Here is a 26,862-nt window from a genome sequence, read left to right as displayed (position 1 = left end):
ATGCGAAAGCGGATACCCTTGCAATGGATGTTTCTTGTTCCCACGGTTCTTGTGATTCTCGTCTCCGTTGCCGCGTCCATGTGGTACATGGACAGTCGTCTGCGTACGCAGTCGCTGGATGCGGAAACCGGCGCAATGGCCGAGACGGCGGATGCCCTTGGGCGCTCGTTTGAGGACTATCTCTCCGGCGGCTTCGGCACCTTGCGCATTCTCGAATCCCAGCGGACGCTGGCCAGTTCCATCCTCTATTACCCTACCCCGGTTCCCTACGCGGAGAAGTTCCTGAAGGACGTCCTTGACGCCGAGGAGCGCTTCGCCGCCCTCTTCATCTTCAATGCCAAGGGCGTCGTCACTGCGGGCACCGACGTTTCCGGAGCGATCCTGCGCGGGACGGACGTCTCCGGGCAACCGTTCTTCGGAGAGATCATGGGGGGCGCGGACGACGCCGTGGATACCCGCGTGACGCGCATGGGGGCGGACGGCCCATTGGTCTTTCATGCCGCACGGGTGTTGCGGCACGAGGGCCGCGTGGTTGGCGGCATGGCCTGCGCTGTGGATTGGACTCTTTTCGCCCGACGCTTTCTGGATGACGTGCGCATTGGAGCCACGGGCTATGTCTTCGCTATCGATGCCGCCGGACGCTTCGTTGCGCATCCCGACGGTTCGCTACTCCTCGCGGGCGGTTCGAAGACCGATTTTGTCCGCAAGGCGCTGGCGGCGCCGGATGGCGTGCTGAACTACGAGTGGCGGGGAGAGGCCAAGCGTGTGGTGACTCGACCGCTGTCCAAGGCGGGGATCGTGCTGTGCGCCACGGCGGCGGAGGACGACCTGCTGGCAGGTCTCGCGACGAGCCGTCGGACCATGCTGGTCGGCGGGGTGGCGCAGACGCTGCTGTTGAGCGTGGGCATTGCGCTGCTGGTGCATTTTCTGGCCATTCGTCCGCTTCGCGCCGTGGCCGACTACGCGGGACGCGTGGCCGATGGCGATCTCGATGCCCGTCTTGAGGGAACATTTCGTGGCGAATTCGTGGACCTGCGCGAGAGCATCGTGCATATGACCGCGGAATTGCGCGAGAAGCTCGGCTTCGGCCTCGGCGTGCTCAAGAGCATTGCCGTACCGTGCGGGGTGCTCGATCGCGATGGGCGCATTGTCCACAGCAATGGAGAGATACTCGCGGCCCTCGGCAAGCCGGGGCGTCCCGAGGACTACAACGGCATGACCTCCGGCGAGTTCGTGTGCGGCGACGCCGGACGGACCACGGCGGCCGATGTGGCCCTGCGTGACCGCACACGCATCGAGCGCGAGGTGGAATACGCCGCTGCGGACGGAAGCCGCAAGATATTCAAGATTGTGGCCACGCCGTTCTATTCGCTGGATGACGAGGTGCTTGGCGTGGTGACCCTGTGGTTCGAGCTGACGGCCATTCGCGAGCAGGAACAGCGCATCCGCGAGCAGGCGGGCACGCTTGAGGCCGCCGCGCGCGACGCCCTGGGCGTTGGCGAGGGGCTTGCCGGTGCCGTGCAGTCCCTTGGGGCGCAGATTGAACAGTCCACGGTGGGAGCGACGCGGCAGCGCGAACGCTCCGCCGAGGTGGCTTCCGCCGTGACGGAGATGAATGCGTCCATCCTTGAGATTTCGCGCAACGCGGCGTCTTCGGCCACCGGGGCGGAGGATGTGCTCTCGCGCGGGCAGGAGGGCCAGCGCGTGGTCGGGGTGGCCGTGGAGTCCACCGTGGAGGTCAATCGACGGGTTGCCGCCGTGGCCGGTCAGATCGAGGGGCTGGAGGCGCAGGCCTCGGGCATTGCCGAGGTTATGACCATCATCAGCGACATTGCGGACCAGACGAATCTTCTGGCGCTCAATGCCGCCATCGAGGCCGCCCGCGCCGGAGATGCCGGACGCGGGTTCGCCGTCGTTGCCGACGAGGTGCGTAAGCTGGCCGAGAAGACCATGGCCGCCACGAGGCGAGTGGATGAAACCGTGGGTGCCATCCAGAGGGAGACGAAAAACTGCGTTGGTGCCATGCGCGACACGGCGGATGCGGCCCGGAATAGCGCAGATATGGCCAATGGCGCGCTGGGTGCGCTTCGGGCCATCGTGGAGGCCGGGCAGCGTGCCGCCGACAGCGTGCGGGACATCGCCGCTGCTGCGGAGGAGCAGTCCGTGGTCTGCGAGCAGATCTCCGAGGCCTCGGTGGAAGTGGATAGCATTTCCGGCGAGACTGCCGCGGCGATGGTTAGCTCTCGCGGTTCGGTCGGTGAATTGTCCGAACTCGCCACGCGGCTTGAGGCCATCATCCACCGCATGAGCGTTTGATCTTTCGGGGAGGCCTCCCCCTCCCCGAATCGTCCCGCCGCAGGTCCTCCCCATCCAACAGGCGGCGGGCTGCCGATGAACAGGCGGAGCGCATGAACGCGCTCCGCCTGTTCCTTTTTTGGGCGCGAAGGGACCGTTTCGCCCATCGCTCCCGGTGGGAGCCGATGGAGCGTGAATGTTTTTCTAATCGTGATCATCACACAACACCCCGGATTATCTACAAAACAATTGGTGCGTGCGCCTTTTCGCCGATCGTGGTAGCCAGCTTGTGAAAATGGGGCACGAGCGACGCAGGCAGATGCGCGTTTCTGACCGGCATGCGCGGTTATGACCCGTTTGCTGTTAACACTGGTAAATGAACATGTTGAGCAGGGAAATCTTGCGAAGGTGCGCGATTGTGACCCAGCTTCCGAAGCTGCTCCGAAGAGACGGAAACCCAGCGCAACCCGCACAATGCCTTGCTTGCCGGGTTATTTGTGAATTCCGGCACATTGGTTGCTTAAGGCAGGGCAGGGATTCGTTTGCGGAGACACATTGGATCAGCCGCGTGGCTGACAGGTGAAATCGTCTCACTTTCAAGGACATCAAGGAAGTTACAATGGCTAAGACTCCGACAAAGGTTATGCTCATCGGTCTCGACTGCGCCCTCCCCCACATGGTGGAGCGCTACGTCGCGGAAGGGTATCTGCCCACCATCAAGAAGCTCATCGAAAAGGGCACCTTCGCCACGCATTGCATGCCCCCCTACCCCACCGTCACCCCGCCGAACTGGGCGACGATCGGTACCGGTTCCTTCGCCGGAACCCATGGCGTGACCGACTTCCACAACCATACCGCCGGAACCAACCCCGGTAACGAAAACATCACCCAGAATTGGGACCGCGAGCGCATCAACGCCGAGTTCATCTGGGAAGCCGCCGACAAGGCCGGCAAGAAGTGCGTGGTGCTCACCTACCCCGGCTCCGCTCCCACCCGCATGACCAACGGCGTCATCGTGGGCGGCAACGGCTTCCACGTGGGCGAGAACCGCAAGGGCCTGCCCGGACTGGATTCCACCTTCTACGTCTGTGAGGACTTCATCGTCTCCACCGACATCTACCCCAACGGCTTCCGTGGCGAATTCGCCGATGCCGACGGCTGGGAAGGCTTTGAGGCGCTCGGTGACGATCCGCAGGAGATGGAAGTCCGCCTGCCCTTCCCCAAGAGCATCAAGAAGCCCGTGGACACCACGTGGTGGGTGCTCGCTCCCGAAGGCGAGAACGGCTACGAGGAGATCACCCTCGCAACCGGCAAGACTGCCGACAGCACCCTGTGCACCCTGAAGAAGGGCCAGTGGAGCGAGATGATCTTCACCACCATCGCCATGGAGGACGGCACCGAGGAGGAAGTCCACTTCCGCTGCAAGCTCATCGAGCTGGCCGACGACCTGAGCGAGTTCAAGCTCCTTGTGGGCACCATGGCCCCCACCAAGGGTTGGGCCGAGCCCGCCGAGGCCTGGAACGGCAACCGCATCACCAAGGGCTCCATCCACTCCAACGGTGGCATGATCATGGCCATGCTCGGCTCCATCGACCTCGATACCTACGTGGAGATGAACGAGAACCTCTCCATGTGGAACGCCGAATGCGCCGTGAATCTCCTCGAGAATCAGGAATGGGACCTGTTCTACATGCACTCCCATCCCATCGACTGGATGTACCATCTGGTCATGACCGACATGCACGAAGGCTCCCCCGCCGTGCGCGAGAAGGCCTGGGAAGTCCATCGCCGCATCTACGAGCTTGAGGACCGCATGATCGAGCGCATCCTGTCGCAGGCCGACAAGGACACGCTGGTGGTGCTCGTCTCCGACCACGGTGCCACCCCGGACGGCCCGGTGTTCGACCCCTACAAGGCCCTTGAGCCCGCCGGTCTGGCCTTCAAGACCGACTCCAAGGCCATGGAGAACGAGGTCAACCCCATCGCCCTGAGCCAGAACATTCCCGATTACGCCCGCTCCAAGGCCGTGCCCCAGCGCGAGGTCTACGTCTACGTGAACCTCAAGGGACGCGATCCCGAGGGTATCGTGGAGCCTGAGGACTACGAGAAGGTCCAGCGCGAGATCTGTGACGCCCTGTTGACCTACGTGGACCCCGAGACCGGCAAGCGCCCCGTGGCGCTGGCCCTGCCCAAGCGCGAGGCCCGCATCCTCGGCCTGTACGGCGACCGCGTGGGCGACGTTGTCTACGCCCTGTACCCCGAGTTCGGTGGCCAGCACGGTCACATGCTGCCCACGGCCGAGTACGGTCCGGGCAAGCTCGGCGTGCTGCTGGTCCTCAACGGACCCAACGTGAAGAAGAACTTCCGCATGGAACGCTCCTGCTGGCTGTGGGACGTGGTCCCCACCATCTGCGAGCTGCTCGGCTTCCCCAAGCCCGAGACCTGCGAAGGCGCAGTGCTCTACCAGGCCCTGAAGGACCCCAACTTCAAGGACAAGGAGCTTGAGAAGCTGCGTGAAGGCATGAAGCGCATGGAGGCCGCCATGGCTCGCGACAGCCGCGAACCGTGGGACCACCACGACTGCGCATAGGCGCTGTTTGACTGTTGCGGCATGAAGTTGCGGGGCGGTGGGCTGCCGCCCCGCTTTCCCAGAACGTTCTCAATGCATGAAGAGGGATGTTATGCGCACTCGAACCTTGCGGACGTGGCTGGCCTGCGTGGCCATGCTCGTGCTGATGGCCGCCTCGCAGGCCAATGCGGGCATGGATCTTCCCATGAGCTCGATCTACATGAATACCCACCCCACCGTGACCAACGCGTGGGAGCCGTGGTTCAAGGAAATGGCCAAGGCCACCGGCGGAGAAGTGGAACTCACCTACTTCAACCCCAACACCCTGTGTCCCATCTCCGACTACTATGATTCCACCGTGTCCGGCATGCTTGCCATCGGTGCCATGGACTGCCCGCGCAACCCCGGGAAGTTCGACCTGAGCAACGTTCTCGAACTGCCCGGCCTCGTGCCCGGCGCGGAGTGCGGTTCGCTCATCATTTCCGACCTGTACGCCAAGTATCCCGAGATTCAGGCCGAGTACAAGGACATCCGTCTGATGTGGCACTGGGCTAGCGCCACCTACCAGCTGCACACCACCACTCCGGTGCGCACCATGGCGGACCTGAAGGGCATGAAGATTATCGCCTGGAACCGGACCTCCATCAATATTCTCAACGCCCTTGGCGCGAATCCCATCCAGCTGCCCCCGACCGACAACTACCTTGCCCTTGAGCGTGGCATGGCCGACGGCGTGCTGTGCCCGCTGGCTCCCATCGTCTCCTACAAGATCAGCGAGGCCGTGAAGTACACCACCATCTGCGACCTCTTCGCCAATGCCTTCTGGGCTGGCATGAACAAGGATCTGTGGGATGGCCTGAGTGACGGCGCGAAGACGGCCTTCACCGAGACCACCGGCAAGGTCATGGCTCGGCGCTGTGGCGTGACCCTCGATGAGGGCGCCATCCGCGATTCCGAGACCCTCAAGAAGGGCGGACACGAGTTCATCGTGCTCGACGCGGCCGAGCGTGACCGCTGGATCGCCGCCACCGCGCAGTTGCGCGAGAACTGGATCGCCGAGATGGAAGGACGCGGCTTCAAGAATGCCCGCGCCATCGTCGAAGACGCCTTCCGTCTGCGCGATCAGTATGCTGGCGAAACCGGACGCGGCTTCAAGATGTAATACGGATCGGGGGGCGGTCCGCGCCGCCCCCCGGTTGTAGCAAGGCGAATGAGAATTATGTCCGAAGCAATCCTCGATTCCACCATCGACTCCACGCGTATCGGCAATGGCGAGCGCAATGTCCTCGACAGGCTCGCCGACGCCATGGACGTCATCCTGGAGCCTGTGGCGAGCAGGATGTTCGCCCTGGCCACCATCGCCGTGGCGCTTATGTCAGTGCCCATCACCCTCGACGTGGTGGCGCGCTTTGCCGTCCACAAGTCCATCCCCGGCATCATCGAGCTGGAGGAGTTCTTCATGGCGGCCATCGTGTTCCTGTCCCTCGCCTACACGCACAAGAAGGACGGGCACATCGAGATCGACCTCCTCACCTCCAAGCTCTCGCCCCGTACCGCGGGCGTGCTGCGAACCTTCAACGGCGTCACCTGCACGGCCTTCTTCGCCCTCATGGGCTGGCGCACCGTTCTGGCCACTCTCAAGAAGGTCGGCGAATACAGCATCATGCTCAAGGTCCCCATGTGGATCTTCGTGGCGCTGGCCGCGTTCGGCCTGTTCGTGCTCATGCTCGTCATCCTGCAGCAGACCTTGAGGAGCCTTTCGCGCAACGTGCGCGACGGCGCATGGCTCGGCATCGTGCTCGCTCTTGTTGCGGGCGTCGTGGTGCTTGCCGCTCCCCTGTGGATCAAGAGCCTGCCCGTGCGTCCCAGCCGCCTCTGCCTAGGTAGCCTCGGCATGGCCTTCATGATGGTCCTTCTGCTGCTCGGCATGCCCATCGGCTTCGCCATGGGCGTGGTGGGCTTCATCGGACTCGGCTCCCTTGGCTTCAGCCTGACCCCCGCCCTGAACACCCTTGGCCTTGCGCCCTACGCCACCGCCGCGAGTTTCATCCTCGCCGTGGCACCGCTGTTCATCCTCATGGGCCTTCTGGCCTCCGAGGCGGGTATCAGCAAGGACCTCTTCGACACCGCGTACAAGTGGCTCGGCCGTCTGCCGGGTGGACTGGCCATCGCGGCCGTTGCGGGCTGCTCCGGCTTCGCCGCCGTGTGCGGCGATAGCATGGCCACCGCAGTGACCATGGGTTCCGTGGCCCTGCCTGAGATGCGCCAGAAGAAGTACAAGCCCAGTCTCGCCTGCGGCGCTCTTGCCGCTGGCGGTACCCTCGGCATCCTCATTCCCCCGAGCGTGGGCTTCATCTTCTACGCCATCGTCACCGAGGAGTCCGTGGGCAAGCTGTTTATCGCGGGTCTCATGCCCGGCCTGATGATGGCGGCCATGTTCATCGTGAGCATCATGCTCATCGCTATGGTCCGTCCGGATATCGCCCCCCGTGGCGAGGCCGTGTCCTTCGGCGAGAAGCTCCGTTCCCTCAAGGGCATCCTCGGCATGCTCTCCCTGTTCATCCTGATCCTCGGCGGCATCCTCTCCGGCGTGTTCAGCCCCACCGAGGGCGGCGCCATCGGCGTGGTCGGCTCCTTTGCCATCATGATCATTCGCCGCCGCCTGACATGGGAAGGTTTGGTCCGCGCCTGCGAGCAGACCGTACTCATCACATCCAAGCTGCTGATGATCCTCATCGGCGTCGGCATCCTCGGCTACTTCCTTGCCGCCAGCCGCCTGCCCTTCGACCTCGCGGGAGTCATCACCTCCCACGGACTGGACAAGTACGCCGTGTTGGCGGGCATCATCGGCCTGTACATGGTGCTTGGCTGCCTGATGAACGTCATCCCCATGATCCTGCTCACCCTGCCCGCCATCTTCCCCACGGTTCAGGCCCTCGGCTTCGATCCGGTGTGGTTCGGCGTGCTCACGGTCATCATCATGGAGATGGGCCAGATCACCCCGCCCATCGGCGTCAACGTGTTCGCCCTGTCCAGCGTGGCCAAGGACGTGCCCATGGGGACCATCTTCATCGGCATCATCCCGTTCTTCATCTGCATGGTGCTGAGCCTCGTCCTGCTGATCGCCTTCCCGGGCATCGCGACAGGGCTGGTGTCGCTGTGCTTCTAGCTGCGAGGAACGCCGTCCCCGACACGGTCGACTGATCCCTCACACATTCGGCAGAACGCTGCCTTCAAGCTTCTTTCCCATGATTTCAAATGGTTGGGGAAAGAGCATGGGGATACTTGTCTCAAAAATCTGGAGGAATGAAATGAAACTCGGAAGGATTCTGTCTCTCGCACTGGTTACGGTGCTCCTGTCCGGCGTCGCCGCGCTGGCTGGAGATGCGGCCCCCGCTCCCAAGGCCGTCCCGCCGGTCACCGGCGTGTTCGGTCCCTGTGGCACCGGCTTCCCGGTCGGCAAGTTTGCCGCCGTCGCCAACTACGCGTGGAAGGAAGCCGATCATGTTCGCCACTACAGCGACAAGATCAACGACAACATCAAGGTCGACAAGAGCGTCGTGCTTGCCAAGACCCGCTACGGCATCGCTCCCGGCCTGGACATCCGTACCTGCACCCCCATCTACAACGTGGATCTCGACACCCCGGCCGGTGACAAGTCCCAGCATGGCTGGGGCGACACCACCGCCGTCCTGCACAAGATCCTGATGAATCAGGGTCAGGGCGACGTGATCAACCTCGCTCTGGACATGGGCGTCGTGCTGCCCACCGGCAGCCTCGACAAGCAGTCCAACGACTTCATCGGCAACGGTGCGTGGGGCCTGTTGGGCGGCGTTGGCGCCACCTACTTCTACGGCGCCAACCGCTTCGACACCGAAGTGAACTACACCACCTTCTGGGAAGGCGGACACGACTACACCCATCCTGACCGCATGCGTTGGAACGCCGGTTGGGCCTACGCGCTGAGCGCCAACTTCGACCTCGGCGTGGAGTCCAACTTCGAGTGGAACGACGAGTCCCAGAAGTTCGGCGAGCGCATGAACGATTCCAGCGTGGAGTGGTACGTCGGTCCCAAGGTGACCTTCAAGTACGCCCCGATGGGCCTGATCTGCGGCGGTGCCGTGACCATGCCCGTCTACCGCTGGTACGAGAACGTGAAGCCCGGTAGCGACGACTACCGCGTGGAATTCAAGTTCATCAAGACCTTCGATCTCGGCAGCATGTTCAACTAGCTGCGAGCACGCGGGGGGTCGGGGCATCGCGCTCCGGACCCCCGTCATGCTTTATTTTTCACAAATCAGGGCGTATGCTCCGCGTCGTACGAAAAGCGGCGATGGAGACCGCCCGCAACCACAGCAACGGATCAGTGCCAGCATTCAGCTCCGTCCCCCTGCGTGTCGTCCCGGGCCTCCTCGGCGTTTCTCCGAGCCATGGAGTCAGTGATACGAATATGCTCTGCAACAGCCTGAATATGGGCCAGTTCGCCCTCGATACCGAGGGCCGGGTTCGCATCTGGGATGCGACGCTTGAGACCCTGACCGGCCTCGCCGCCAGTGATGTTCTCGGAACATCCCGGCATCGCGAGGCTTTCGGGCGTGATGGCGGACCTTCGCTTGCGGACCTTTTTCTCGCCGGTGATCTCGACGATGCGTGCGAGTCCTTTGGTGCGGCCAATGTCGCCAATCTGCCCCTGAACAGCGAGTGGGTTGCCATCGGCGAGTGCCAACGTGCGGGCGAGGCCCCGCGGCTCATGATGATGCACGTGTCGTCGGATTCCGCCGGAACCGGCGTGGTGCAGACCTCGTGGTGCCTTGAGCGCGTGCGTAGTCTCGCGTTGGCGCATGGTTCCGTGGATACCGGCATGCGCACCCTTGCCGAGCACGTTCCCGGCGGCGTCGCCCTCATGCAGGACGATGCTATCCTGCTTGCAAACCAGACTTTCTGCACCATGTTTGGCTACTCCTCGCCCGAGGAGATCGTGAACATGTCGCCCACCGGAATGCTCGCCGAGGATGAACGCAACCAGCACATTCGCATCATTCGCAATCTGCTGCGGGAGAAGCGCGAAGGCGCGCGTTTCCAGTGGACGGGCATCGACAAGCAGGGCCGCAAGCTGTGGTTCGAGGCACGCCCTACGCCCGTGGAGTGGAACGGGCGGCCCGCGGTGATCTCCTACGTGCAGGACGTCACGGAATACAAGCAGCGCGAAGAATACATCGAGCACGAACGCCGCGAACTGCGAGCCGAAAACGATCGTCTGCGCTCGTCCATCGACTACCGCATTCGCCTGGGCAACATCATCGGCAAGAGCAACAAGATGCAGGAGGTCTTCGAGATGATCCAGCGCGCCGGAGCTTCCGACGCCTGCACCATCATCTACGGAGAGACCGGAACCGGCAAGGAACTGGTCGCCCACGCCATCCACGACATGGGGCCGCATGCCAAGGGACCGTTCGTGCCGGTGAACTGCGGCGCCATTCCCGATGAACTGTTCGAGAGCGAATTCTTCGGCCACCGCAAGGGGGCCTTTACCGGCGCGCATGCGGACAAGCAGGGCCTTTTGGACAAGGCGCGTGGCGGAACGCTTTTCCTCGACGAACTTGGTGAGATCAGCCTTTCCGCACAGGCCAAGCTGCTTCGCGCCCTAGGCAGCGGCGAATACACCGCCGTTGGCGACACCTCGGCCACGCGGGCTGAATTCCGTGTCGTTGCCGCCACCAACCGCAACCTGCGCGACATGGTCTACGAGGGCGGGTTCCGGCAGGACCTCTTCTATCGCATCAACGTCATTCCCATCACCCTTCCCCCGCTTCGCGAGCGCAAGGAGGACATTCCGTTCCTCGTGGAGCACATCCTCGCCAAGCTCAGCCATCCGCAGCGCCTGCCCAGCAAGGACCTCGCGCGGCTTCTGGAGCATGATTGGCCCGGAAACGTGCGCGAGCTCCAGAACGTGCTGGAGCGCTACGTGGCCTTCGGGCGGCTGGAGGTGTGGAGTTCGCGCGGGGTGCGTAGCGGCATGGAGCATGGCGAGGATGATGCCATGCCCGCTCCGGAGTTCGCCACCGGCGAGGGCCTTCGGGAGACGCTTGAGCGCTTCGAGAAGCAGATTATTGCCCAGACGCTTGAGAAGTATCGCTGGAATCGTTCGCACACCGCGGCGGCCCTGGGCCTTCCGCGCAAGACGCTGTTCCGCAAGATGAAGAAGCTCGGCATTTCCTGAGAGTTTTTCAGCGCGCGTTTCCGCCATTGCGTCGCGCTTTCCATCCTGTTGCAGCCGCCCGCGAAAGTCCTTTCGCGGGCGGCTGGCTTGTTTTTGTCTCTCCAGCCCTCTTTTTTTGATCCTTTCGGCACAAGCGATGTGCAGATTCATGGGCGTGGGACATTATCGCGCGCTTTGGACGCTTGTGACACGCCATATGTCATTTCATATGATCTCAGTATGTTGCAGTTGGGCGAAAGAGTCCTTGGTGCGCGGATGTGTCCCACTCCAGGAGTTCGGCTTGTCGCGGCATGTAAATTAAGTTGCATAATTTCGCATGGTTGTGAGCATGTATCACAATGGCACGAGTCCTGCTCCATGCTTGGCAATCCCTAACGCGACGACCGCAAACCGTCGCGTGGATCTTCCGACAGGCGAGGGTTCGCCGCGGAGGCTCCGCAAACATCCCATTTCCCGGGGACGTGAGTCCCCGGGCAAGATGCTGAGAACCGCTACATACGGAGACCATACCATGAGCGTGAACGTTACCCTGACTCGCGCCGAGAACGGCGAGTACACCATCGATCTCGGCTCCAAGGCACTGCCCAAGCTCGTTTACAATCCCATGGAACTTTCCGAGGCCGACCGCGCCGAGGAGCACATGGGCGCTCGTCTGCTGCTGGCCGCTTCTCTGGCCTGCTACATCAATACCATGGCCAACGATCTCAAGCGGGGCGGAGCGTCCGCCATTCCCCTCATCGAGGCCCAGGCCGAGATCACCAAGGAGCGCGACTCCCAGCTGCGTACCCGCTACACGCATATCGAGTTGAACGTCGAGGCCGATGTGGCCGACGAGGATCGCGCCATTTTCGAAACCGTGCGCAGCGGCCTGCTGCGCGGGTCTTTGGTCACCTACTCCCTCGAAGAGGAGATGGACCTGGACTACAACATCGAGGCCAAATAGGGGGCGACCATGCTGTTCTTGCTCGACAGGGCCGATGCGGACGCCCTGAAGTTTGTCCCCGTGCTGGGTGGCGATGCTGACCGTGAGCTTCTGCTCATCAGCGATGGCGTGTACCTCGCCCGCGAAGGTGCCGCCGTGGATCTCGCCGCCCTCGGCTTCGATTCCGTCTACGCCGACGACAAGGCCGTCGCCGATCGCGGACTCGATCTCGTAGACGACTGCGAGGCCGTGAGTTGCGCGCGTATTGTGGACATCGTCCTCGACAACGAAAAGGTCATCAACATCTAGGGGGACGCCATGGCCACCATTACCATCAACATGCTTTCCGGAGCGGTCGAGAACGAGAACGCCGACTTCATGGTCCGCTTCTCCGAGGCCGCCCTCGCCGCCGGGCATGCCGTGAACATCTTCCTCTACGGCAACGGCTGCAACATGGCCAACAAGGAAGTGCCGTGGACCGGCGAAAAGGGCATCACCGAAGCCCTCGGTGCCCATATGGACGCCTCGCGCATGGCGGACCGCATCGCTGCGCTGGCCGCTCGTGGCGCATCGATTCACACCTGTCACACCACGGAATACGGCCGCGGCACCGAAGGCTGCGATTACCTCGATGGCGTGGCGCGCGGCAATGTCGGCGTGTCCCTCATGAAATTCTGGATGACCTCCGACGTCGCCTTCACTCTGGGCTAATGGGGAATCAATCATGATCAGCACCGCTACCATCATCGTGAAGCAGCCCATGGGCAACGAACGCGCCACCCTCGGCATCCGCACCGCGTACGCCGCGCAGGTCGGCGGCTACGAGACCACCCTCGTGTTCATGGACAAGGGCGTCTACAACCTCGTAGGCTCCCAGCCTGACTACCTCGGCAAGATGGTCTCCATGTTCGCCGAGAACGAGGGACGTATCGTCTGCCTCGACAAGTGTCTTGAAATGCGCGGCATCGACGCCGACAGCCTCAACGCAGAAAGCGTCGAAGTCGTCGACGCCGACGAGATCGCCGACATCATCGACGAGTGCGATTCCGTCAATATATTCTAGGGCAACAGTGAGATAGACAGAATCCTCCTCTGTCTGCCGGTCCGCCAGGTCCGGCGTGCGCGAGGGATGAGTCACCGTCATCCCTCGCGCTCACCCTTTTCTCCGTATCCAGCCGTTTCGTTCGTCTCCCTATGCAAACCGTAGGCTTCGCCGACCAAGGGGCCGCTGGCCCCCTGGACCCCCGATATGCGATGGGCGTGGGTGCCCTTGGCGTGTCTCGCGGCTTTTTGCGACGAAGCCCTCGTGAGGATTATCAAGGGGGCACCCCCTTGATCGGGTCCGGGCAGCCCTCGGCCGCCGGAGGCTCCTCCCCGCCCTTTTCCCTGTCATCCGTCTTAAAGCCCCTGAAAAAGCGTCCTTCATAAATCGCTTCTGCCGCGTTTTTAAGGCAAATCCGGGCCGTGGTTCATCAAGAAGATGAAAATCGCTCTGCGGTGGCATTCTGCGCGAAATTTGCCGTGTGCCTTCGCGTCGGCATGTGCGTCCCTTGGATGGGCCGGTGGCGTGGTCGGGCGGTGGCGTTTGGAACTGTGGTGGGATGAAAAAAAGGGCCGGATTCCCGATGCGGGAGTCCGGCCTTTTTGGTGGCGTTGGAATGATGGTGTGCGGATCAGGCTGTGGCCGTTTCGTCGGCCCAGACTTCCACAGGCGTGTCCTGATAGTTTTCGAGTGCGGCGCGCAGCGCGTCGGCCTGCGCGGCGGCGGTGCCCACTTCGGCGACGACCATGCCTGCCGCGTAGTTGGCAAGCGCGCAGGAGGTCAGCAGGTCGAGCCCTGCCGACAGCGCGAGGCCGAGGGTGGCGATGACCGTGTCACCCGCACCGGTGACGTCGAAGACCTTTCGTGCCGCCGTGGGAATATGGCGGACGCGGTCCGGCCCCTCGAAGAGGGCCATGCCTTCGGCACCGAGGGTGACGAGCAGATTCCGGTTGCCGAGCCTGCGGAAGATTTCCTGCCCGGCGCGGATGATGTCGTCTCGGGTGGCGGAGATGGGCATGCCTGCGCCTTCGCCCGCTTCCTTGGTGTTGGGGGTCAGGAGGTCCACACCTGTGTAGAGGTGGAAATTCCGGACCTTGGGGTCCACGAGCACGAGGGGACGCTTTTCGAGGGCGGCCAGCTCCGTTTCGAGGTGGGGCATGAACTCTTCGGTGATGAGTCCCTTGCCGTAGTCCGAAAGGATGATGACGCCTGCGTCGACGGCCTCGGCCCGCACGAAGTCCATGACCTGCGCGAGCACGGCGTCCGTCACCGGATCGGAGTTTTCCCAGTCCACACGCACCACCTGTTGGTTCTGGGCGATGATGCGGGTCTTCTTGGTTGTGGGGCGCTTGTCGTCGCAGACGACGTGGGCGGTGATGCCGTCCTTGCGTAGCAGACGGGCCATGCGCTCGCCTTCGCGGTCGCGCCCGCAGATGCCGATGATGACGGGGCTTCCGCCGAGGGTCTTGACGTTGCGCGCGACGTTGCCCGCGCCGCCGAGGATGTGCCGTTCGTTGCCGACTTCCACGACGGGGACGGGGGCTTCGGGAGAAATGCGCCCCACGGTGCCCATGACGTAGTGGTCGAGCACGAGGTCGCCGATGATGAGCACCTTCTTGCCCGCCATGGAATCAAGGGCGTGGACGAGGCTTGCGGCGGAAAGGGTTGTGGTTCGTTTCATTGTCGTTTCGGCTTTCGGCCACGTGGTGGGCCGGTTAAATTCTTCGTCGTCGGTCCGATTCCGTGCGGTCTAGTCCAGCGTCACGCTCAGGCCGAGGCGGTTCATGAGGTTCAGGAACTCCGCCTGATCCTTGTAGGTGACGGTGAGTCTGCCCTGTTCGGTATCGCCCGTGATCTTTACCCGCAGGTTCAGGCTGTCCTGCAGGCGGGTGTTGAGTTCGGTGATGACGGGCAGAATCTCGCGCGGCGCGCCCTTCTTTCCTGTGGGACGCGGGCCGGTGCCGTTGTCCGGCAGGTGTCCGGTGCGCTTGAAGTATGCGGCGAGTGCCTCGCATTCGCGCACGGAAAGGCCTTCCTCAAGAATGCGTGCACGCAGGGTTTCCTGCGCATCGACATTGTCGATAGCCAGAAGAGCGCGGCCATGGCCGGCGCTCATGCGTCCAGTGCGGATGTCGTCGCGGACGTCGTCGGGCAGCTGCATGAGGCGCAGCGTGTTGGCGATGGCCGGACGGCTCTTGCCGACGCGGGTGGCGAGGTCTTCCTGCGTGAGGCTGAATTCGTCCTGAAGGCGCTTGAGACCCAGTGCCTCTTCGATGGGGTTCAGGTCCTCGCGCTGGAGGTTTTCGATGAGCGCGATGGCGAGGCTTTCCTCGTCGGAGAGGCGCTTGATGATCGCGGGGATGTCGGCCTGCCCGGCGAGCTGCGAGGCCCGCCAGCGGCGCTCTCCGGCGACGAGTTCGTACATGTGCGGGCCACCCTGAAGCGGCCGGACCAGTACGGGCTGGAGCACGCCGTTGGCCTTGATGGATGCGGCGAGGTCTTCCAGCGCGCCGTCGTCGAAGTCGCGACGGGGCTGATTGGGATTGGCGCGAATCTTCCCGATGGGAACGAGCACCACCTCCGGAGCTTCCAGATCATCCTGAAAACCGGAGAGCAATGCGTCCAGGCCGCGTCCGAGTCCTCTCTGTAGTGCCGCCATTCTCGTACTCCTTGACATTGCGGGTGTTGCAATTCATCTCTGGGCGGTAGCCGGAGAAATGTCCGGTCAAACCAGATCCCTATGGAGGAACCATGTCCCGACTTGATGACAATCTGAAATTTGTTTTCGACGCGAAGGGTGAGTGCCTTGGCGTCTGGATCAGTCCCGAACTGTGGAACCGTCTCGATTCGGACATCATGCCGCTCGTCGAGCGTATCTACCCCGGCTGCGTCGAGGAACCCGTAAAGCCCGAGCCGATCAAGGAATGGGAGACCCTCAAGCAATACTGGGATTTCCCCTACCCCATCGACACAATGGTTCACTGCGATCTGTGCGGTGCCTCCACCGAGGATTGGGAGGCGGACGAGCCCCGCGTGTTCCGTCTGAAGTCCGCGAATCTCGGCGGACTGGCCACCTTCGAGTGTCAGCACTGCAAGGCGCTGGTCACGAAGCGGCATTTCAAGGACAAGATCACGTTCGAGTTCAAGGCTGCCGTCAAGAAATGATGCCGATGTCCGTACACGTGGAGCGTCTTCCCGGAAGAGGCTCCATCAGAAAGCCCCCGCCGCAGGTGGGGGCTTTTCTTTTGGAATGCGTATTCGTTAGGCCTGCGGCCTGCGAAGCACGACTTCCTTGGCCAACTGGAGGTAGGCCTCGGCACCTTTGGATTTGATGTCGTACCCCACCACGGGCTTGCCGAAGCTCGGAGCCTCGGACAGGCGAATGTTTCGCGGAACGATGGTTTCCAGCAAGTGCTCGGGAAGCGTGTTGCGGATTTCGTTTCGAACCTGCCGGGAAAGGCGGTTGCGCGCGTCGTACATGGTGAGCACGACGCCAAGCAGCCGGATGCCCGGGTTGAGTCGACGCCGCACGAGGCCGTAGGTCTGGAGCAGCTTGGCGATGCCTTCCAGCGCGAAGTATTCGCACTGGAGCGGGATGAGCACTTCCTCGCCCACGCACATGGCGTTGAGGGTAAGCAGACCGAGCGACGGCGGGCAGTCGATGATGATGAAATCGTACTCGTCCTTGAGCGGGAGCAGCGCTTCGCGCAGGAAGTATTCCCGGGCGGGCTTGCTCACCAGCTCCAACTCCGCAGCAACTAGATCCTGATGTGCGGGGATGATGGACAGGTACGGAATGGACGTCTTCTGGATGGCGTCCCGCGCAGAGGACGGATCGAGCAGCACGCTGTACGTGCTGGCCTGAACGTCATCCTGATAGATGCCAACGCCACTGGACGCGTTGGCCTGCGGATCGCAATCCACGACGAGCACGTTCTTTTCCATCACGGCCAGACTGGCGGCAAGGTTGATGGACGTGGTCGTCTTGCCCACGCCACCCTTCTGGTTGGCGACAATTATGATACGCGACACGCGGATACTCTCCTCCCCGGTGTTTCACGGGAAACATAGCCTCGAAAAAACGGGCTACATGCTGAACGTGCGGTGGCAATAATCCTTGGCGGCGTCGAGCGAATCAACGATCATGACCGCTTCCTGGACGTTGCCCCTCTTGACTGCCTGCTGCAGTTTCACCGCGAGGTGGGCGAAATCCTCGGCTTCGGCATTCCAATCTTCTTCTGCCTGAATGTGCAGGGTCCGACAGAGTCGGACGAATTCGGCGACGACGTCTGAGCCGGGCAGTTCGCCGTGGGTCGTGCTGTCGAGGATGAGCGCAAAATTCGTGTCGAGATCGTGTTTGAGTGTCAAGAAGTCCATGTCGAGCCTCGAGGTTCCTCCGTTGTGTGACAAAACGAATACCATGCCTTCCAGTTGCGATACTGGAAGGCATGGTTGTCTGTCAATGCGAATTAGATGTTGTGATACTCCTTGTACCACTCCACAAACTTCGCAATACCCTCTTCAATCGGCGTATTCGGGCGGAAATCGACGTCCTTGATGAGGTCGTCAACATTGGCAAATGTGGCGGGAACATCGCCGGGCTGCATGTCCATGTAGTTCTTGACGGCCTTCTTTCCAAGGCACTCTTCAAGGACTTCAATGTAGCGGCCGAGTTCTACAACGTTGTTGTTGCCGATGTTGTAGATCTTGTACGGTGCGCAGGACGTGCCGGGATCGGGATTCGCGCCGTTCCACTCAGGGTTCGGGGCGGCAGTGTGCTTGGTCACGCGGACCACACCCTCGACGATGTCGTCGATGTAGGTGAAGTCGCGGCGCATCTTGCCGTGGTTGAACACGTTGATGGGCTTGCCTTCGAGGATGGCCTTGGTGAACAGGAACAGCGCCATGTCCGGACGGCCCCACGGGCCATACACGGTGAAGAAGCGCAGGCCGGTGCACGGCAGGCCGTAGAGGTAGGCGTAGGTGTGCGCCATCAGCTCGTTGGACTTCTTGGTCGCGGCGTACAGGCTGATGGGATGGTCCACATTGTCGTGAACGCTGAAGGGCATGGTGGTGTTCAGGCCGTACACGGAGCTGGACGACGCGAACACGAGATGCTCGACACCATTGTGGCGGCAGCCTTCAAGGATATGCAGGAAGCCGACCGTATTGGAGTTGATATAGGACTTGGGGTTTTCGATGGAGTACCGAACACCTGCCTGAGCGGCAAGGTTGATGACATGGGTGAACTTCTCGCGCTTGAAGAGTTCAGCCACACCCTGTTCGTCCTCAAGGTCCATCTGCGCAAGGGTGAAGTTCGGGTTGTCCTGGAAACGGGCCAGGCGGTCCTTCTTGAGCTGGACGGAATAATAGTCGTTCAGGTTGTCGAGGCCGACAACGGTGTGCCCTTCGGCAAGGAAGCGCATGCTGAGGTGGGAGCCGATGAAGCCGGCTGCACCTGTCACAAGAATTTTCATTGATGCGTCTCGCGTGGTTGTGTGGTGAACGGACGGATGAAGCTGTGTCCGTTCTCATCCTGTGTCGGACACGGCGCAGAGCCGCGCAGCGTGGCGCGTCGGTTTTGACGTGCCCGCATGTTTCCCGTGAAACATGCGGAGGGTCATTCGTCCTCGGAGCGGTTGCGAGACTTCCAGTTAAACGAAAAAAAATCAAGAGGCAGCGGAAGCACCGTGGATGCGTGACTTTCGGCGGCCATCTCGCGCATGGTTTGCAGGAATCGCAACTGGAGCGCTTCCGGATGCTTGCTGATGATCTCCGCAGCCTCGGCCAATCGATCCGCCGCCTGATATTCGCCCTCGGCGTTGATGACCTTGGCGCGGCGCTCGCGCTCGGCCTCGGCCTGCTTGGCCATGGCTCGCTGCATCTCCTGCGGGAGGTCTATGTGCTTCAGCTCAACCGTGCTGACCTTGATGCCCCACGGGTCCGTATGCTGGTCGAGGATGGACTGAATCTGGTTGTTCACCGTGTCCCGGTGCGACAGGATTTCGTCCAGCTCCACCCCGCCGCACACGCTGCGAAGCGTCGTCTGCGCCAACTGCGACGTCGCGAACAGGTAGTCCTCCACCTCAAGGATGGAGCGCACCGGGTCGACAACGCGGAAGTAGACCACGGCGTTGACCTTGATGCTGACATTGTCGCGCGTGATGACGTCCTGATTCGGAACGTCCAATGCGAGGATGCGCAGGCTGACCTTTGTCATGCGGTCAATGATCGGAATTAGGATGATCAGCCCCGGCCCCTTTGCGCCGATCACCCGCCCCAGCCGGAAGATCACTCCGCGCTCGTATTCGTTCAGGACACGAAGCGAGGCCAGCAGAATCAGCAGAATCAGTCCAATCGCCGGTAACGCTTGAAGCATCGTCTTTCCTCCATGTCTGTCGTTATGGCCGCAGTTGGCGGACCGTGTCGTTCATTGCTCCATGCAAGCCGTAGGCTCCGCCGGCCAAGGGGCCGCTGGCCCCCTGGACCCCCGACATGCGATGGCCGTGGGTGCCCTTTGAGCACCGTGCGGCTTTGAGCGACGAAGCCCTATTGAGGATTGTCAAGGGAATCATCCCCCTGACTGGGGTCCGGGGCAAAGCCCCGGCCGCCGGAGGCCATCATTCTTGTACGCCCTCGCCCTCTTCTCCCTTTGGTTCCACGATGAGCGTCAGACCGTCGAGGTCGACGACGGTGACGCGTTGGCCCGGCGGAAGATCCTGCGCGGACGCGGAATGTGCGCTCCAGATTTCGCCTCGGATGAGTATCTGCCCTTCCGTGCTGTGCCAGGTGCGCACGGTGCCTGTTTGTCCCTTCAGCGTCTGCGGTCCGAGTCGTGGAGCGAGGCGTTGCGCTCGGGCGATGAGATACAGGCCCGCGCCGATGATGATGCCTGCTCCGGCCACGGTGGAAATGATGGTTGCCATGGGTAGCCCCGTGAAGCCGTAGTCCACGCGGAAGAGAATGGTGGAGCCAAAAAACAGCGCCAGCAGCGCGGAAATCGAGAGCAGCCCGTAGCTGGTAACGAAGATTTCGAGGATGAAGAGAAGCATGGCGAAGAGAATGAGGAGGATGCCAGCCGCGTTGGTGGGCAGAACCGAGAGCGCATACAGCGCGAGGAGAAGACACAGCCCGCCGAAAACGCCGGGGAAGACCGCCCCCGGTGTCGTCATTTCGAAGAAGAGTCCGGCGAGGCCGCCCAGCAGGAGCAGATAGGCGATTTGAGGGTTGAGCAGCCACGAGAGGATGGTGTGCCGCGCGCCGGGTGTGAAAGTGATGATGTCGGTTCGCGCGGGGTCGAAGCGGATGGTGCGTCCCTCGTGGGGAATGCCGCGTGCCGCAACCTGAGCGATGAAGTCGTTCACGTCCGTGGCGGCGATTTCAACCACGCCCTTGAGGACGGCTTCCTCACCCGTGATGCTGACACTCTTCTCCACCGCCTCCTCGTACCACTCGACATTGCGCTTGCGCTGTGCCGCAATGCCGCGAATCAGGCTCAGGACGTCATTCTTGACCTTGGCGGCCATGGTGCCGTTCATGTCGCCACCGCCAATGGATACGGGGCTGGCCGCGCCGATGGTCGCCGTTGGTGCCATGCCCGCCACATGCGATGCCGCAACGAGAAACATCCCTGCCGAGGCGGCACGCGCGCCCGCCGGGCCGATCCATATGGCGACGGGGATTGGCGAGTTCAGAATGGCCTGAACCATTTCGCGCATGCTGTCCCCAAGGCCGCCCGGCGTATCCATGGTCAGTAGGAGAAGCCCGGCGCGCTTCAGCCCCGCCTCGCTCAACGCATCCTCCAGCAAATCGCGCTGCGCAGGATTGATGGTGCCCTCAATGCGGGCATGCAGGATGCGGAACGGCGCGCCGTTCGGGTGCGTCTCGTTCGCCCACAATGGCGGTGTGAAGACAAGCAGGAACAGAAGCGCGAAGACGGTTCGACGCATGGCTCCTCCCGTGCGTTGGGTGCGAATCCTGCGCTCAATCCTACCAGAGGACGCGTTGTGAACACAAACAGTTATGGTGCGTTTCCCGTCTGTGCGACGCCATGGAACGAGCCGCTGCGCGGGGCATGGCCTCCGGCGGCCGGGGCTTTGCCCCGGACCCCAGCCAAGGGGGTGACCCCCTTGACAATCCTCACCAGGGCTTCGTCGTGCAAAGCCGCACGACACGCCAAGGGCATCCACGTCTATCGCATATCGGGGGTCCAGGGGGCCAGCGGCCCCTTGGCCGGCGGAGCCTACGGCTTGCATATGGCAGTGAACGACCCGGCCGTCCACTGCGCCATCAGCGAGAAGCCGCTGCGCGGGGCATGGCCTCCGGCGGCCGGGGCTTTGCCCCGGACCCCAGTCAAGGGGGTGACCCCCTTGACAATCCTCACTAGGGCTTCGTCGCTCAAAGCCCCACGGTGCGCCAAGGGCACCCACGTTTATCGCATGTCGGGGGTCCAGGGGGCCAGCGGCCCCTTGGCCGGCGGAGCCATCGGCTTGCATGTGCCGTGACCGACCCGGCCGTCCACTGCGCCGGGGCTGCGCGCTGCGCGCTGTGCGCGACATCAGACGCAAAAAAAGGGAGGAGCGGCGTGCTCCTCCCCTTGTGTGTCGTTTGTCGTGGGGCTGTGGTCAGTCTGCGAAGTGGTAGCTTTTGAGGGCGGCCCATGCTGTGCGTTTGGCCTGCATGTCACCGTCGAGCATTTCGGCTGGGCCGGGCAGGATGTAGATGCTGACGCCGCCCTTCTCGCGGATGCCGAAGTTGTGCGGCTCGCCGGGGAAGAGGACGTCGAAAGCCTGCCTGCCGAAGCAGAAGACGGTTTCGGCCTGTGCCTCGCGCACACCGCGCCAGAAGTGGCCGACGTGGGGCAGCAGGATGCCCTGATGTTCGGCGGACAGCGGCCAGAAGGTAATGGAGCCGCCGGGCCAGCCGAGGTGCTTGATGATGTTTGCGAAGAGACCGCGACGCGGGGCGCTGGGGGCGCTGCCGAAGTCGGTGCCGAGTTCCCAGTAGGTCCACACTGTGCGGCACGGGACGCGTAGCCGGGTGATGAATTCGTCCCACGGGAACTGCGGGCCGGTCATCTGGGGGCTTGGCTGCGGTGCGGGCTGCTCGGTCTGCGCGGCGATTTCCTTGCGCGTGAGCTTTTGGGGGCGCACGGGGGCCTGCGATCTCGTGGCGGATGTTTCATGGGAAACATTTCGGGGGCCGTGGTGCACGGATGGCGCGGCACTGCGCTCGCGAACGCGGGGTTCGGGGCGGGACCATTCGGTCTGCGCATCGGGCGCGACAGAGGGATGACCGCCCTGCTCTACCGTGTTGGCGGCGGGAAAGGCGGAGCGGAAGACAAGCTGAAGCCCGGCTTCGTACCATGGGCGCAGGCTTTCGCGGATGTCTAGAGCGCGAGCATCCAATCCCATATCCTCCATGCGACGTCGGGCTTGGGCATGGTGTCCCAGCACTCGGTGCGGCCTGTGGCGTCGTGGACGACGACGGCGTTGGTGGTCGTTCCGAAGCCGGAGCCCGCCTTGGTGACGTCGTTGCCGATGATCATATCGAGGTTCTTGCGGCGGAGCTTGCCCTGCGCGTTGGCTTCGAGATCGGCGGCCTCGGCGGCGAAACCGATGAGGCGCTGGCCCTCGCGCTTGTTCTGCCCGAGGGAGAAGAGAATGTCCGGATTGTTCTCGAAGCGAACTTCGAGACCTGTGGAGCCTTCCTTCTTGAACTTGCCGGTGCCGAAGGGAACGGGACGGAAGTCCGCCACGGCTGCGGTGAGGCAGCCTGTGTCGCAGTCCGGCCATGCTGCGGTGGCGGCCTCGAACATCTCGCGTGCGGTGGTGACGTCGATGCGCCGGATGCCCTCGGGCAGCCAGAGGGAGGTGGGACCGCACACGGCGGTGACCTCGGCTCCGCGCAGCCATGCGGCCACGGCGATGGACGCCCCCATGGTGCCCGTGGAGGGATTGCTCCAGAAGCGCACGGCGTCGAAGTATTCACGCGTGGGGCCGAGGGTGACGAGCACCTTGCGGCCGCGCATGTCCTGCGGGCTGAGGGCGCGCAGGATTTCGAGGTGAATGGTCTCGATGGCGGGGAAGCGCCCCCTGCCCTCGTCGCCGCAGGCCATCTCGCCGCAGCCGGGTTCGATGCAGATGTTTCCGCGATCCTTGAGCTTCTGCCAGTTCTCGCGGGTGGCGGCGGCATTCCACATGCGCGGATTCATGGCCGGGGCGATGACGATGGGGCCGGGAAAGGCCAGCGCCTGACAGGAGAGCATGTCGTCCGCCAGTCCGCAGGCGAGCTTGGCCAGCATGTTCGCGGTGGCCGGGGCCACCGCGAAGGCATGGGCGTCCTGCCCCGGTTCGAGGTGCCCGAAGGTGCCGGAGGCCACGTCGTGGACGCCGCCATAGACGGGAACAGCGCCGAGGGCCTCGAAGCTGAGCGGCGTGACGAAGCGCTGCGCGCCTTCGGTGAGGGTCGCGCCGACGTGGACGCCACAGCGTCCGAGGTCGCGGATCAGCTCAAGCGTCTTGAAGGCCGCGACGCTGCCGCACACGCCGACGTGGACGCGCCTGCCGCGCAGGCCGGAGAAGGCGAGATGTGGATACATGAATGCCATGCCCTACTGGGCCAGGTTTTCCTCAAGGGGCGAGGAGATCGGACGTCCGGGAACGTCGCCGCCATCCTGACGGGGGGCGACCATGACCTCGACCACGGTGTCGAAGGTGCCGTCCAAAATGTTGATGATGCAGTCCCTGTCGGGCTTCTCGAAGACCATGATCGTGCGGCTGTACTTCATCTTGCTGCGCAGGCGCCAGTTGTCCTTGGTGAGGTTGCGCTCGAAGAAGTTGGCGAGGTCCACGGCGTCCACGCTGCCCTTGTAGGTGACGATGCCGGTCTTGAAGTTGGGCGTTTCAAAGACGAAGGAGTTCTTCTGATCCAGCTTGAGATCATTGGGAATGAGGACGTCGTCGAACTCCTGATAGGAACTCATGGCCTTGGCGGCGGAGGTTCTCGTCTGCTCGGGCGAGGTGCTCCCGCGCTGCTGCAGGGCGGATTCGCACGAGCACAGGGTGAGCAAGGAAACCATTGCCAGGATCACGAGAAACGTTCTATGCATGTTGCCTCCAGAGTATCGGTGATTGCGGTGTGACGTTCGAAGGGCGGTCTCTTGCAAGCCAGTCGTACACCCTAACCGACCAGAAGCCAAACATCAATAAAGACGGGGCCTCCAGCCATGCCCGGCGGGCGTTCCCGCTCCTTTGCGAAGGTGCGGGACGGTGTCGTGTCGGCGTGCCGGAATGCGGCTGATACAGGTTCCCTCCCAGAGTCGTAAATACAAATGAAAGAGATACCAATCGAATACAGGCTGTCCTCCTACACCTACGAGCTGCCTGAGGACCGCATCGCGCAGGCCCCGGCCGAGCGCCGCGACGGATCGAAGCTCATGGTCCTGAGTCGCGAAACCGGTGCCGTGGAGATCGATAGCTTTCCGTCCATCGTGGAGCGCATCCCCGAAAACGCGCTCATGATTGTCAACAATTCCAAAGTGTTGCCTGCGCGCGTCTATGGCTCCAAAGCCTCGGGCGGCAAGGTGGAATTTCTGCTGCTGACGCCGCTACCGCTGGTCCTCGACGCCGTGGTCCCCGCCGCCGACGGCTGGAACACCGCCGAGGTGCAGGGCCTGTTGCGCGCGTCCAAGGCCCCGAAGCCCGGACAGGTCATCACCGTGTGTGACGGCTTCCGGCTGGAGGTCGTGGAGCGGCGCGAATTCGGGCACAGCACCGTGCGACTGTTCTGGAAGGGCGACCTTGCCGGGCTGTTCCGCGATCACGGGCACTATCCCCTGCCCCCCTACATCCGCAGGCCTGACACCCCCGAGGACGCCAAGCGCTATCAGACCGTCTACGCCGAGGACGAGAAGCTCGGCTCCGTGGCCGCGCCCACGGCCGGGTTGCACTTCACCCCCGAGGTGCGCGAGCGACTGGCCGCACGCGGCGTCGAGTGGGAAGAGGTTACGCTGTATGTGGGCTACGGCACGTTTAGCCCCGTGCGCGCCGAGGACATCCGCGAGCACAAAATGCACGGCGAGTACATCGAGGTCAGCGAACGCACCGCAGCCGCCGTGCGCGAGGCCAAGGCGCAGGGCCGCCCCGTGGTCTGCGTGGGCACCACCAGCGTGCGTTCCCTTGAGGGAGCCTATGCGGCGACCGGCGGCATCAACGCCTACACCGGGTGGACCGACATCTACATCTATCCGGGCCGTTCCTTCAATGTGTGCGACCGTATGCTGACCAATTTCCATTTGCCAGAATCATCGCTGCTCATTATGGTTTCAGCGTTCGCTGGAAGGGATGCCGTGCTCTCTGCGTACGCAACAGCGCTGGAGAACAAGTTTCGTTTCTTCTCTTACGGCGACGCCATGCTCATACTCTAGGACCGTCTGCCGCACGGGTTTAGCCGTGCAGAGCGGGCGGCGTTTTTGTCACGACGACCTCTGAATCAGCAAGGAGCTGCGTATGTCGAGAATCGAAATTCGGGAAGAGCGGTGCAAGGGATGTCTCCTGTGCACGACGGTCTGCCCGAAGGGGATCATCCAGCAGTCCGACAGATTCAACAAACAGGGGTACAAGGTGGTCGAAGTTCCTCTCGAAAAGATGGAGGAATGTACCGGCTGTGCGTCCTGTGCGAAGATCTGTCCGGACTTCTGCATCACGGTCTACAAGACCCCGAAGCACAAGGACGAGGAGTGAGCGATGACGAAGACTGCTCCTGAAAGAATTTTCGTGAAGGGGAACGAGGCCGTCGCCCATGGCGCACTCGCGGCGGGCTGCCGCTGCTTCTTTGGATACCCCATCACCCCGCAGAACGAGATTCCGGAATTCATGTCCAAGGCGCTGCCCGAGGCGGGCGGCGAATTCGTTCAGGCCGAGAGCGAGGTGGCCGCGGCCAACATGCTGCTCGGTGCCGCCGCCTGCGGCATCCGCGCCATGACCTCCTCCTCCAGCCCCGGCATTTCCCTCAAGCAGGAAGCCATTTCCTACATGGCTGGCAGCCAGCTCCCCGCCGTGCTCGTGAACATGAGCCGTGGCGGGCCGGGCCTTGGCGACATCGGCCCCAGTCAGGGTGACTACTACCAGTCCACGCGCGGCGGCGGTCACGGCGACTATCGCCTGCTGGTCATCGCGCCCGCGACCTGTCAGGAGGCCTATGATCTCATCATCGAGGCCTTCGATCTCGCCTTCAAGTACAAGAACCCGGTCATGATCCTCGGTGACGCCATCCTCGGTCAGATGAAGGAGCCCGTCACCTGCTGGAAGCCCGAAGGGCACAACGATCATGCCGAGTCCTGGCAGCTCGACGGCTGCAAGGGGCGCGATCCCCGCCTCATCAAGTCACTCTTCCTCGAAGAGGGCGCTCTGGCCGAGCACAACCTTGTGTTGCAGGCCAAGTACGAGGCCATGAAGGCCGAGGTGCGCTACGAGACCTTCGAGTGCGACGACGCGGAACTCGTGGTCGTGGCCTTCGGTTCCATCGGTCGCATCGTGAAGAGCACCGTGCGCAGCCTGCGGGCGCGTGGGCACAAGGTCGGCCTGTTCCGACCCATCACGCTCTACCCCTTCCCCAGCGAGGCGCTGGCGGAGTTGGCCGCGCAGGGCAAGCGTTTTCTGACCATCGAGCACAACCTTGGCCAGATGGTCGACGACGTGCGCCTTGCCGTGCGCAAGCATGGGGATTCCGATTTCCATGCCCAGATGCCCGGCACCCTGCCCAACCCCGACGACTTCGAAAAGCCCATCCTTGAGCGGCTGGGAGGGAAGTAG

24 protein-coding genes are annotated in these 26,862 nt (G+C 62.8%); 14 read left to right on the top strand and 10 right to left on the bottom strand.

Translation table 11 applies throughout. The annotated features are described in order from the left end of the window. Nucleotides 1-27: 27 nt before the first annotated feature. The 10 genes from GGQ74_RS08245 to GGQ74_RS08200 all read left to right on the top strand — a co-directional run bounded on the left by GGQ74_RS08245 (nucleotide 28) and on the right by GGQ74_RS08200 (nucleotide 13,069). Complete coding sequence (locus GGQ74_RS08245) at nucleotides 28-2,316, top strand: methyl-accepting chemotaxis protein (RefSeq protein WP_167941100.1); 2,289 nt, start codon at nucleotides 28-30, stop codon at nucleotides 2,314-2,316. 598 nt (nucleotides 2,317-2,914) lie between these two features. After that, the gene (locus tag GGQ74_RS08240; protein ID WP_167941099.1) at nucleotides 2,915-4,885 is read left to right on the top strand and encodes an alkaline phosphatase family protein; all 1,971 of its coding nucleotides are present in this window, start codon (nucleotides 2,915-2,917) and stop codon (nucleotides 4,883-4,885) included. Between the two features lie 91 nt (nucleotides 4,886-4,976). Continuing rightward, nucleotides 4,977-6,026, top strand: coding sequence for a TRAP transporter substrate-binding protein (locus GGQ74_RS08235; RefSeq protein ID WP_167941098.1), 1,050 nt, complete (start codon nucleotides 4,977-4,979; stop codon nucleotides 6,024-6,026). Between the two features lie 57 nt (nucleotides 6,027-6,083). Further along, entirely contained in the window at nucleotides 6,084-8,033 is a 1,950-nt protein-coding gene (locus GGQ74_RS08230) for a TRAP transporter large permease (protein ID WP_167941097.1), read from the top strand. Between the two features lie 142 nt (nucleotides 8,034-8,175). After that, nucleotides 8,176-9,096 (top strand): transporter, encoded by a 921-nt coding sequence (locus GGQ74_RS08225; protein ID WP_167941096.1) that lies wholly within the window; start codon nucleotides 8,176-8,178, stop codon nucleotides 9,094-9,096. 218 nt (nucleotides 9,097-9,314) lie between these two features. Beyond that, nucleotides 9,315-11,084 carry a sigma-54 interaction domain-containing protein gene (locus tag GGQ74_RS08220; protein WP_167941095.1) on the top strand — a complete coding sequence of 590 codons (1,770 nt, stop codon included), beginning with the start codon at nucleotides 9,315-9,317 and terminating at the stop codon, nucleotides 11,082-11,084. A 511-nt stretch (nucleotides 11,085-11,595) separates the two neighbouring features. Beyond that, nucleotides 11,596-12,027 carry an OsmC family protein gene (locus tag GGQ74_RS08215; RefSeq protein ID WP_167941094.1) on the top strand — a complete coding sequence of 144 codons (432 nt, stop codon included), beginning with the start codon at nucleotides 11,596-11,598 and terminating at the stop codon, nucleotides 12,025-12,027. Between the two features lie 9 nt (nucleotides 12,028-12,036). After that, entirely contained in the window at nucleotides 12,037-12,315 is a 279-nt protein-coding gene (locus tag GGQ74_RS08210; protein WP_167941093.1) for a hypothetical protein, read from the top strand. Between the two features lie 9 nt (nucleotides 12,316-12,324). After that, nucleotides 12,325-12,717: a DsrE family protein gene (locus GGQ74_RS08205; RefSeq protein WP_167941092.1), complete on the top strand. Its 393-nt coding sequence runs from the start codon at nucleotides 12,325-12,327 to the stop codon at nucleotides 12,715-12,717. A 13-nt stretch (nucleotides 12,718-12,730) separates the two neighbouring features. Then, nucleotides 12,731-13,069, top strand: a complete 339-nt coding sequence (locus tag GGQ74_RS08200; protein WP_167941091.1) for a DsrE family protein — start codon at nucleotides 12,731-12,733, stop codon at nucleotides 13,067-13,069. Between the two features lie 610 nt (nucleotides 13,070-13,679). Here GGQ74_RS08200 and rfaE1 read toward each other — a convergent pair. Together rfaE1 and GGQ74_RS08190 are read right to left on the bottom strand one after the other, a co-directional pair. Continuing rightward, nucleotides 13,680-14,729 carry a D-glycero-beta-D-manno-heptose-7-phosphate kinase gene (gene rfaE1, locus GGQ74_RS08195; RefSeq protein ID WP_167941090.1) on the bottom strand — a complete coding sequence of 350 codons (1,050 nt, stop codon included), beginning with the start codon at nucleotides 14,727-14,729 and terminating at the stop codon, nucleotides 13,680-13,682. A gap of 69 nt (nucleotides 14,730-14,798) precedes the next feature. Further along, nucleotides 14,799-15,707: a ParB/RepB/Spo0J family partition protein gene (locus tag GGQ74_RS08190; protein ID WP_167941089.1), complete on the bottom strand. Its 909-nt coding sequence runs from the start codon at nucleotides 15,705-15,707 to the stop codon at nucleotides 14,799-14,801. 92 nt (nucleotides 15,708-15,799) lie between these two features. Between GGQ74_RS08190 and GGQ74_RS08185 the strand changes: the two genes are divergently transcribed. After that, complete coding sequence (locus GGQ74_RS08185; RefSeq protein WP_167941088.1) at nucleotides 15,800-16,213, top strand: hypothetical protein; 414 nt, start codon at nucleotides 15,800-15,802, stop codon at nucleotides 16,211-16,213. 96 nt (nucleotides 16,214-16,309) lie between these two features. On the opposite strand, the gene GGQ74_RS08180 is transcribed toward GGQ74_RS08185, so the two are convergent. From GGQ74_RS08180 to GGQ74_RS08145, 8 genes are all read right to left on the bottom strand, one after another. Further along, entirely contained in the window at nucleotides 16,310-17,080 is a 771-nt protein-coding gene (locus GGQ74_RS08180) for an AAA family ATPase (RefSeq protein ID WP_167941087.1), read from the bottom strand. Nucleotides 17,081-17,134: 54 nt separating this feature from the next. After that, nucleotides 17,135-17,425: a GAK system XXXCH domain-containing protein gene (locus GGQ74_RS08175; protein WP_167941086.1), complete on the bottom strand. Its 291-nt coding sequence runs from the start codon at nucleotides 17,423-17,425 to the stop codon at nucleotides 17,135-17,137. Between the two features lie 92 nt (nucleotides 17,426-17,517). After that, nucleotides 17,518-18,525, bottom strand: coding sequence for an NAD-dependent epimerase (locus GGQ74_RS08170; protein WP_167941085.1), 1,008 nt, complete (start codon nucleotides 18,523-18,525; stop codon nucleotides 17,518-17,520). 143 nt (nucleotides 18,526-18,668) lie between these two features. Further along, the gene (locus GGQ74_RS08165) at nucleotides 18,669-19,427 is read right to left on the bottom strand and encodes a slipin family protein (protein WP_167941084.1); all 759 of its coding nucleotides are present in this window, start codon (nucleotides 19,425-19,427) and stop codon (nucleotides 18,669-18,671) included. Nucleotides 19,428-19,668: 241 nt separating this feature from the next. Continuing rightward, a complete protein-coding gene (locus GGQ74_RS08160; protein ID WP_167941083.1) occupies nucleotides 19,669-20,997 on the bottom strand; it encodes an NfeD family protein in 1,329 nt (442 codons plus the stop codon). A gap of 675 nt (nucleotides 20,998-21,672) precedes the next feature. Further along, nucleotides 21,673-22,461 carry a hypothetical protein gene (locus GGQ74_RS08155; RefSeq protein WP_167941082.1) on the bottom strand — a complete coding sequence of 263 codons (789 nt, stop codon included), beginning with the start codon at nucleotides 22,459-22,461 and terminating at the stop codon, nucleotides 21,673-21,675. After that, complete coding sequence (coaBC, locus tag GGQ74_RS08150) at nucleotides 22,437-23,648, bottom strand: bifunctional phosphopantothenoylcysteine decarboxylase/phosphopantothenate--cysteine ligase CoaBC (RefSeq protein ID WP_167941081.1); 1,212 nt, start codon at nucleotides 23,646-23,648, stop codon at nucleotides 22,437-22,439. The genes GGQ74_RS08155 and coaBC overlap by 25 nt, the downstream gene beginning before the upstream one ends. Before the next feature lie 12 nt (nucleotides 23,649-23,660). Next, a complete protein-coding gene (locus GGQ74_RS08145) occupies nucleotides 23,661-24,158 on the bottom strand; it encodes a hypothetical protein (protein ID WP_167941080.1) in 498 nt (165 codons plus the stop codon). A gap of 222 nt (nucleotides 24,159-24,380) precedes the next feature. On the opposite strand from GGQ74_RS08145, the gene queA reads away from it, so the two are divergent. The 3 genes from queA (at nucleotide 24,381) to GGQ74_RS08130 (ending at nucleotide 26,862) form a co-directional block, all read left to right on the top strand. Beyond that, nucleotides 24,381-25,475, top strand: coding sequence for a tRNA preQ1(34) S-adenosylmethionine ribosyltransferase-isomerase QueA (gene queA, locus GGQ74_RS08140; RefSeq protein WP_167941079.1), 1,095 nt, complete (start codon nucleotides 24,381-24,383; stop codon nucleotides 25,473-25,475). Between the two features lie 82 nt (nucleotides 25,476-25,557). Next, nucleotides 25,558-25,791, top strand: a complete 234-nt coding sequence (locus GGQ74_RS08135; protein WP_167941078.1) for a 4Fe-4S binding protein — start codon at nucleotides 25,558-25,560, stop codon at nucleotides 25,789-25,791. Between the two features lie 3 nt (nucleotides 25,792-25,794). Further along, the gene (locus tag GGQ74_RS08130) at nucleotides 25,795-26,862 is read left to right on the top strand and encodes a 3-methyl-2-oxobutanoate dehydrogenase subunit VorB (protein ID WP_167941077.1); all 1,068 of its coding nucleotides are present in this window, start codon (nucleotides 25,795-25,797) and stop codon (nucleotides 26,860-26,862) included.

Source organism: Desulfobaculum xiamenense (genome assembly GCF_011927665.1).
GTDB lineage: Bacteria > Desulfobacterota > Desulfovibrionia > Desulfovibrionales > Desulfovibrionaceae > Desulfobaculum > Desulfobaculum xiamenense.
The sequence above is the reverse complement of the archived record's forward strand: the minus strand, read 5'-3'. Positions and strand labels throughout refer to the sequence as shown.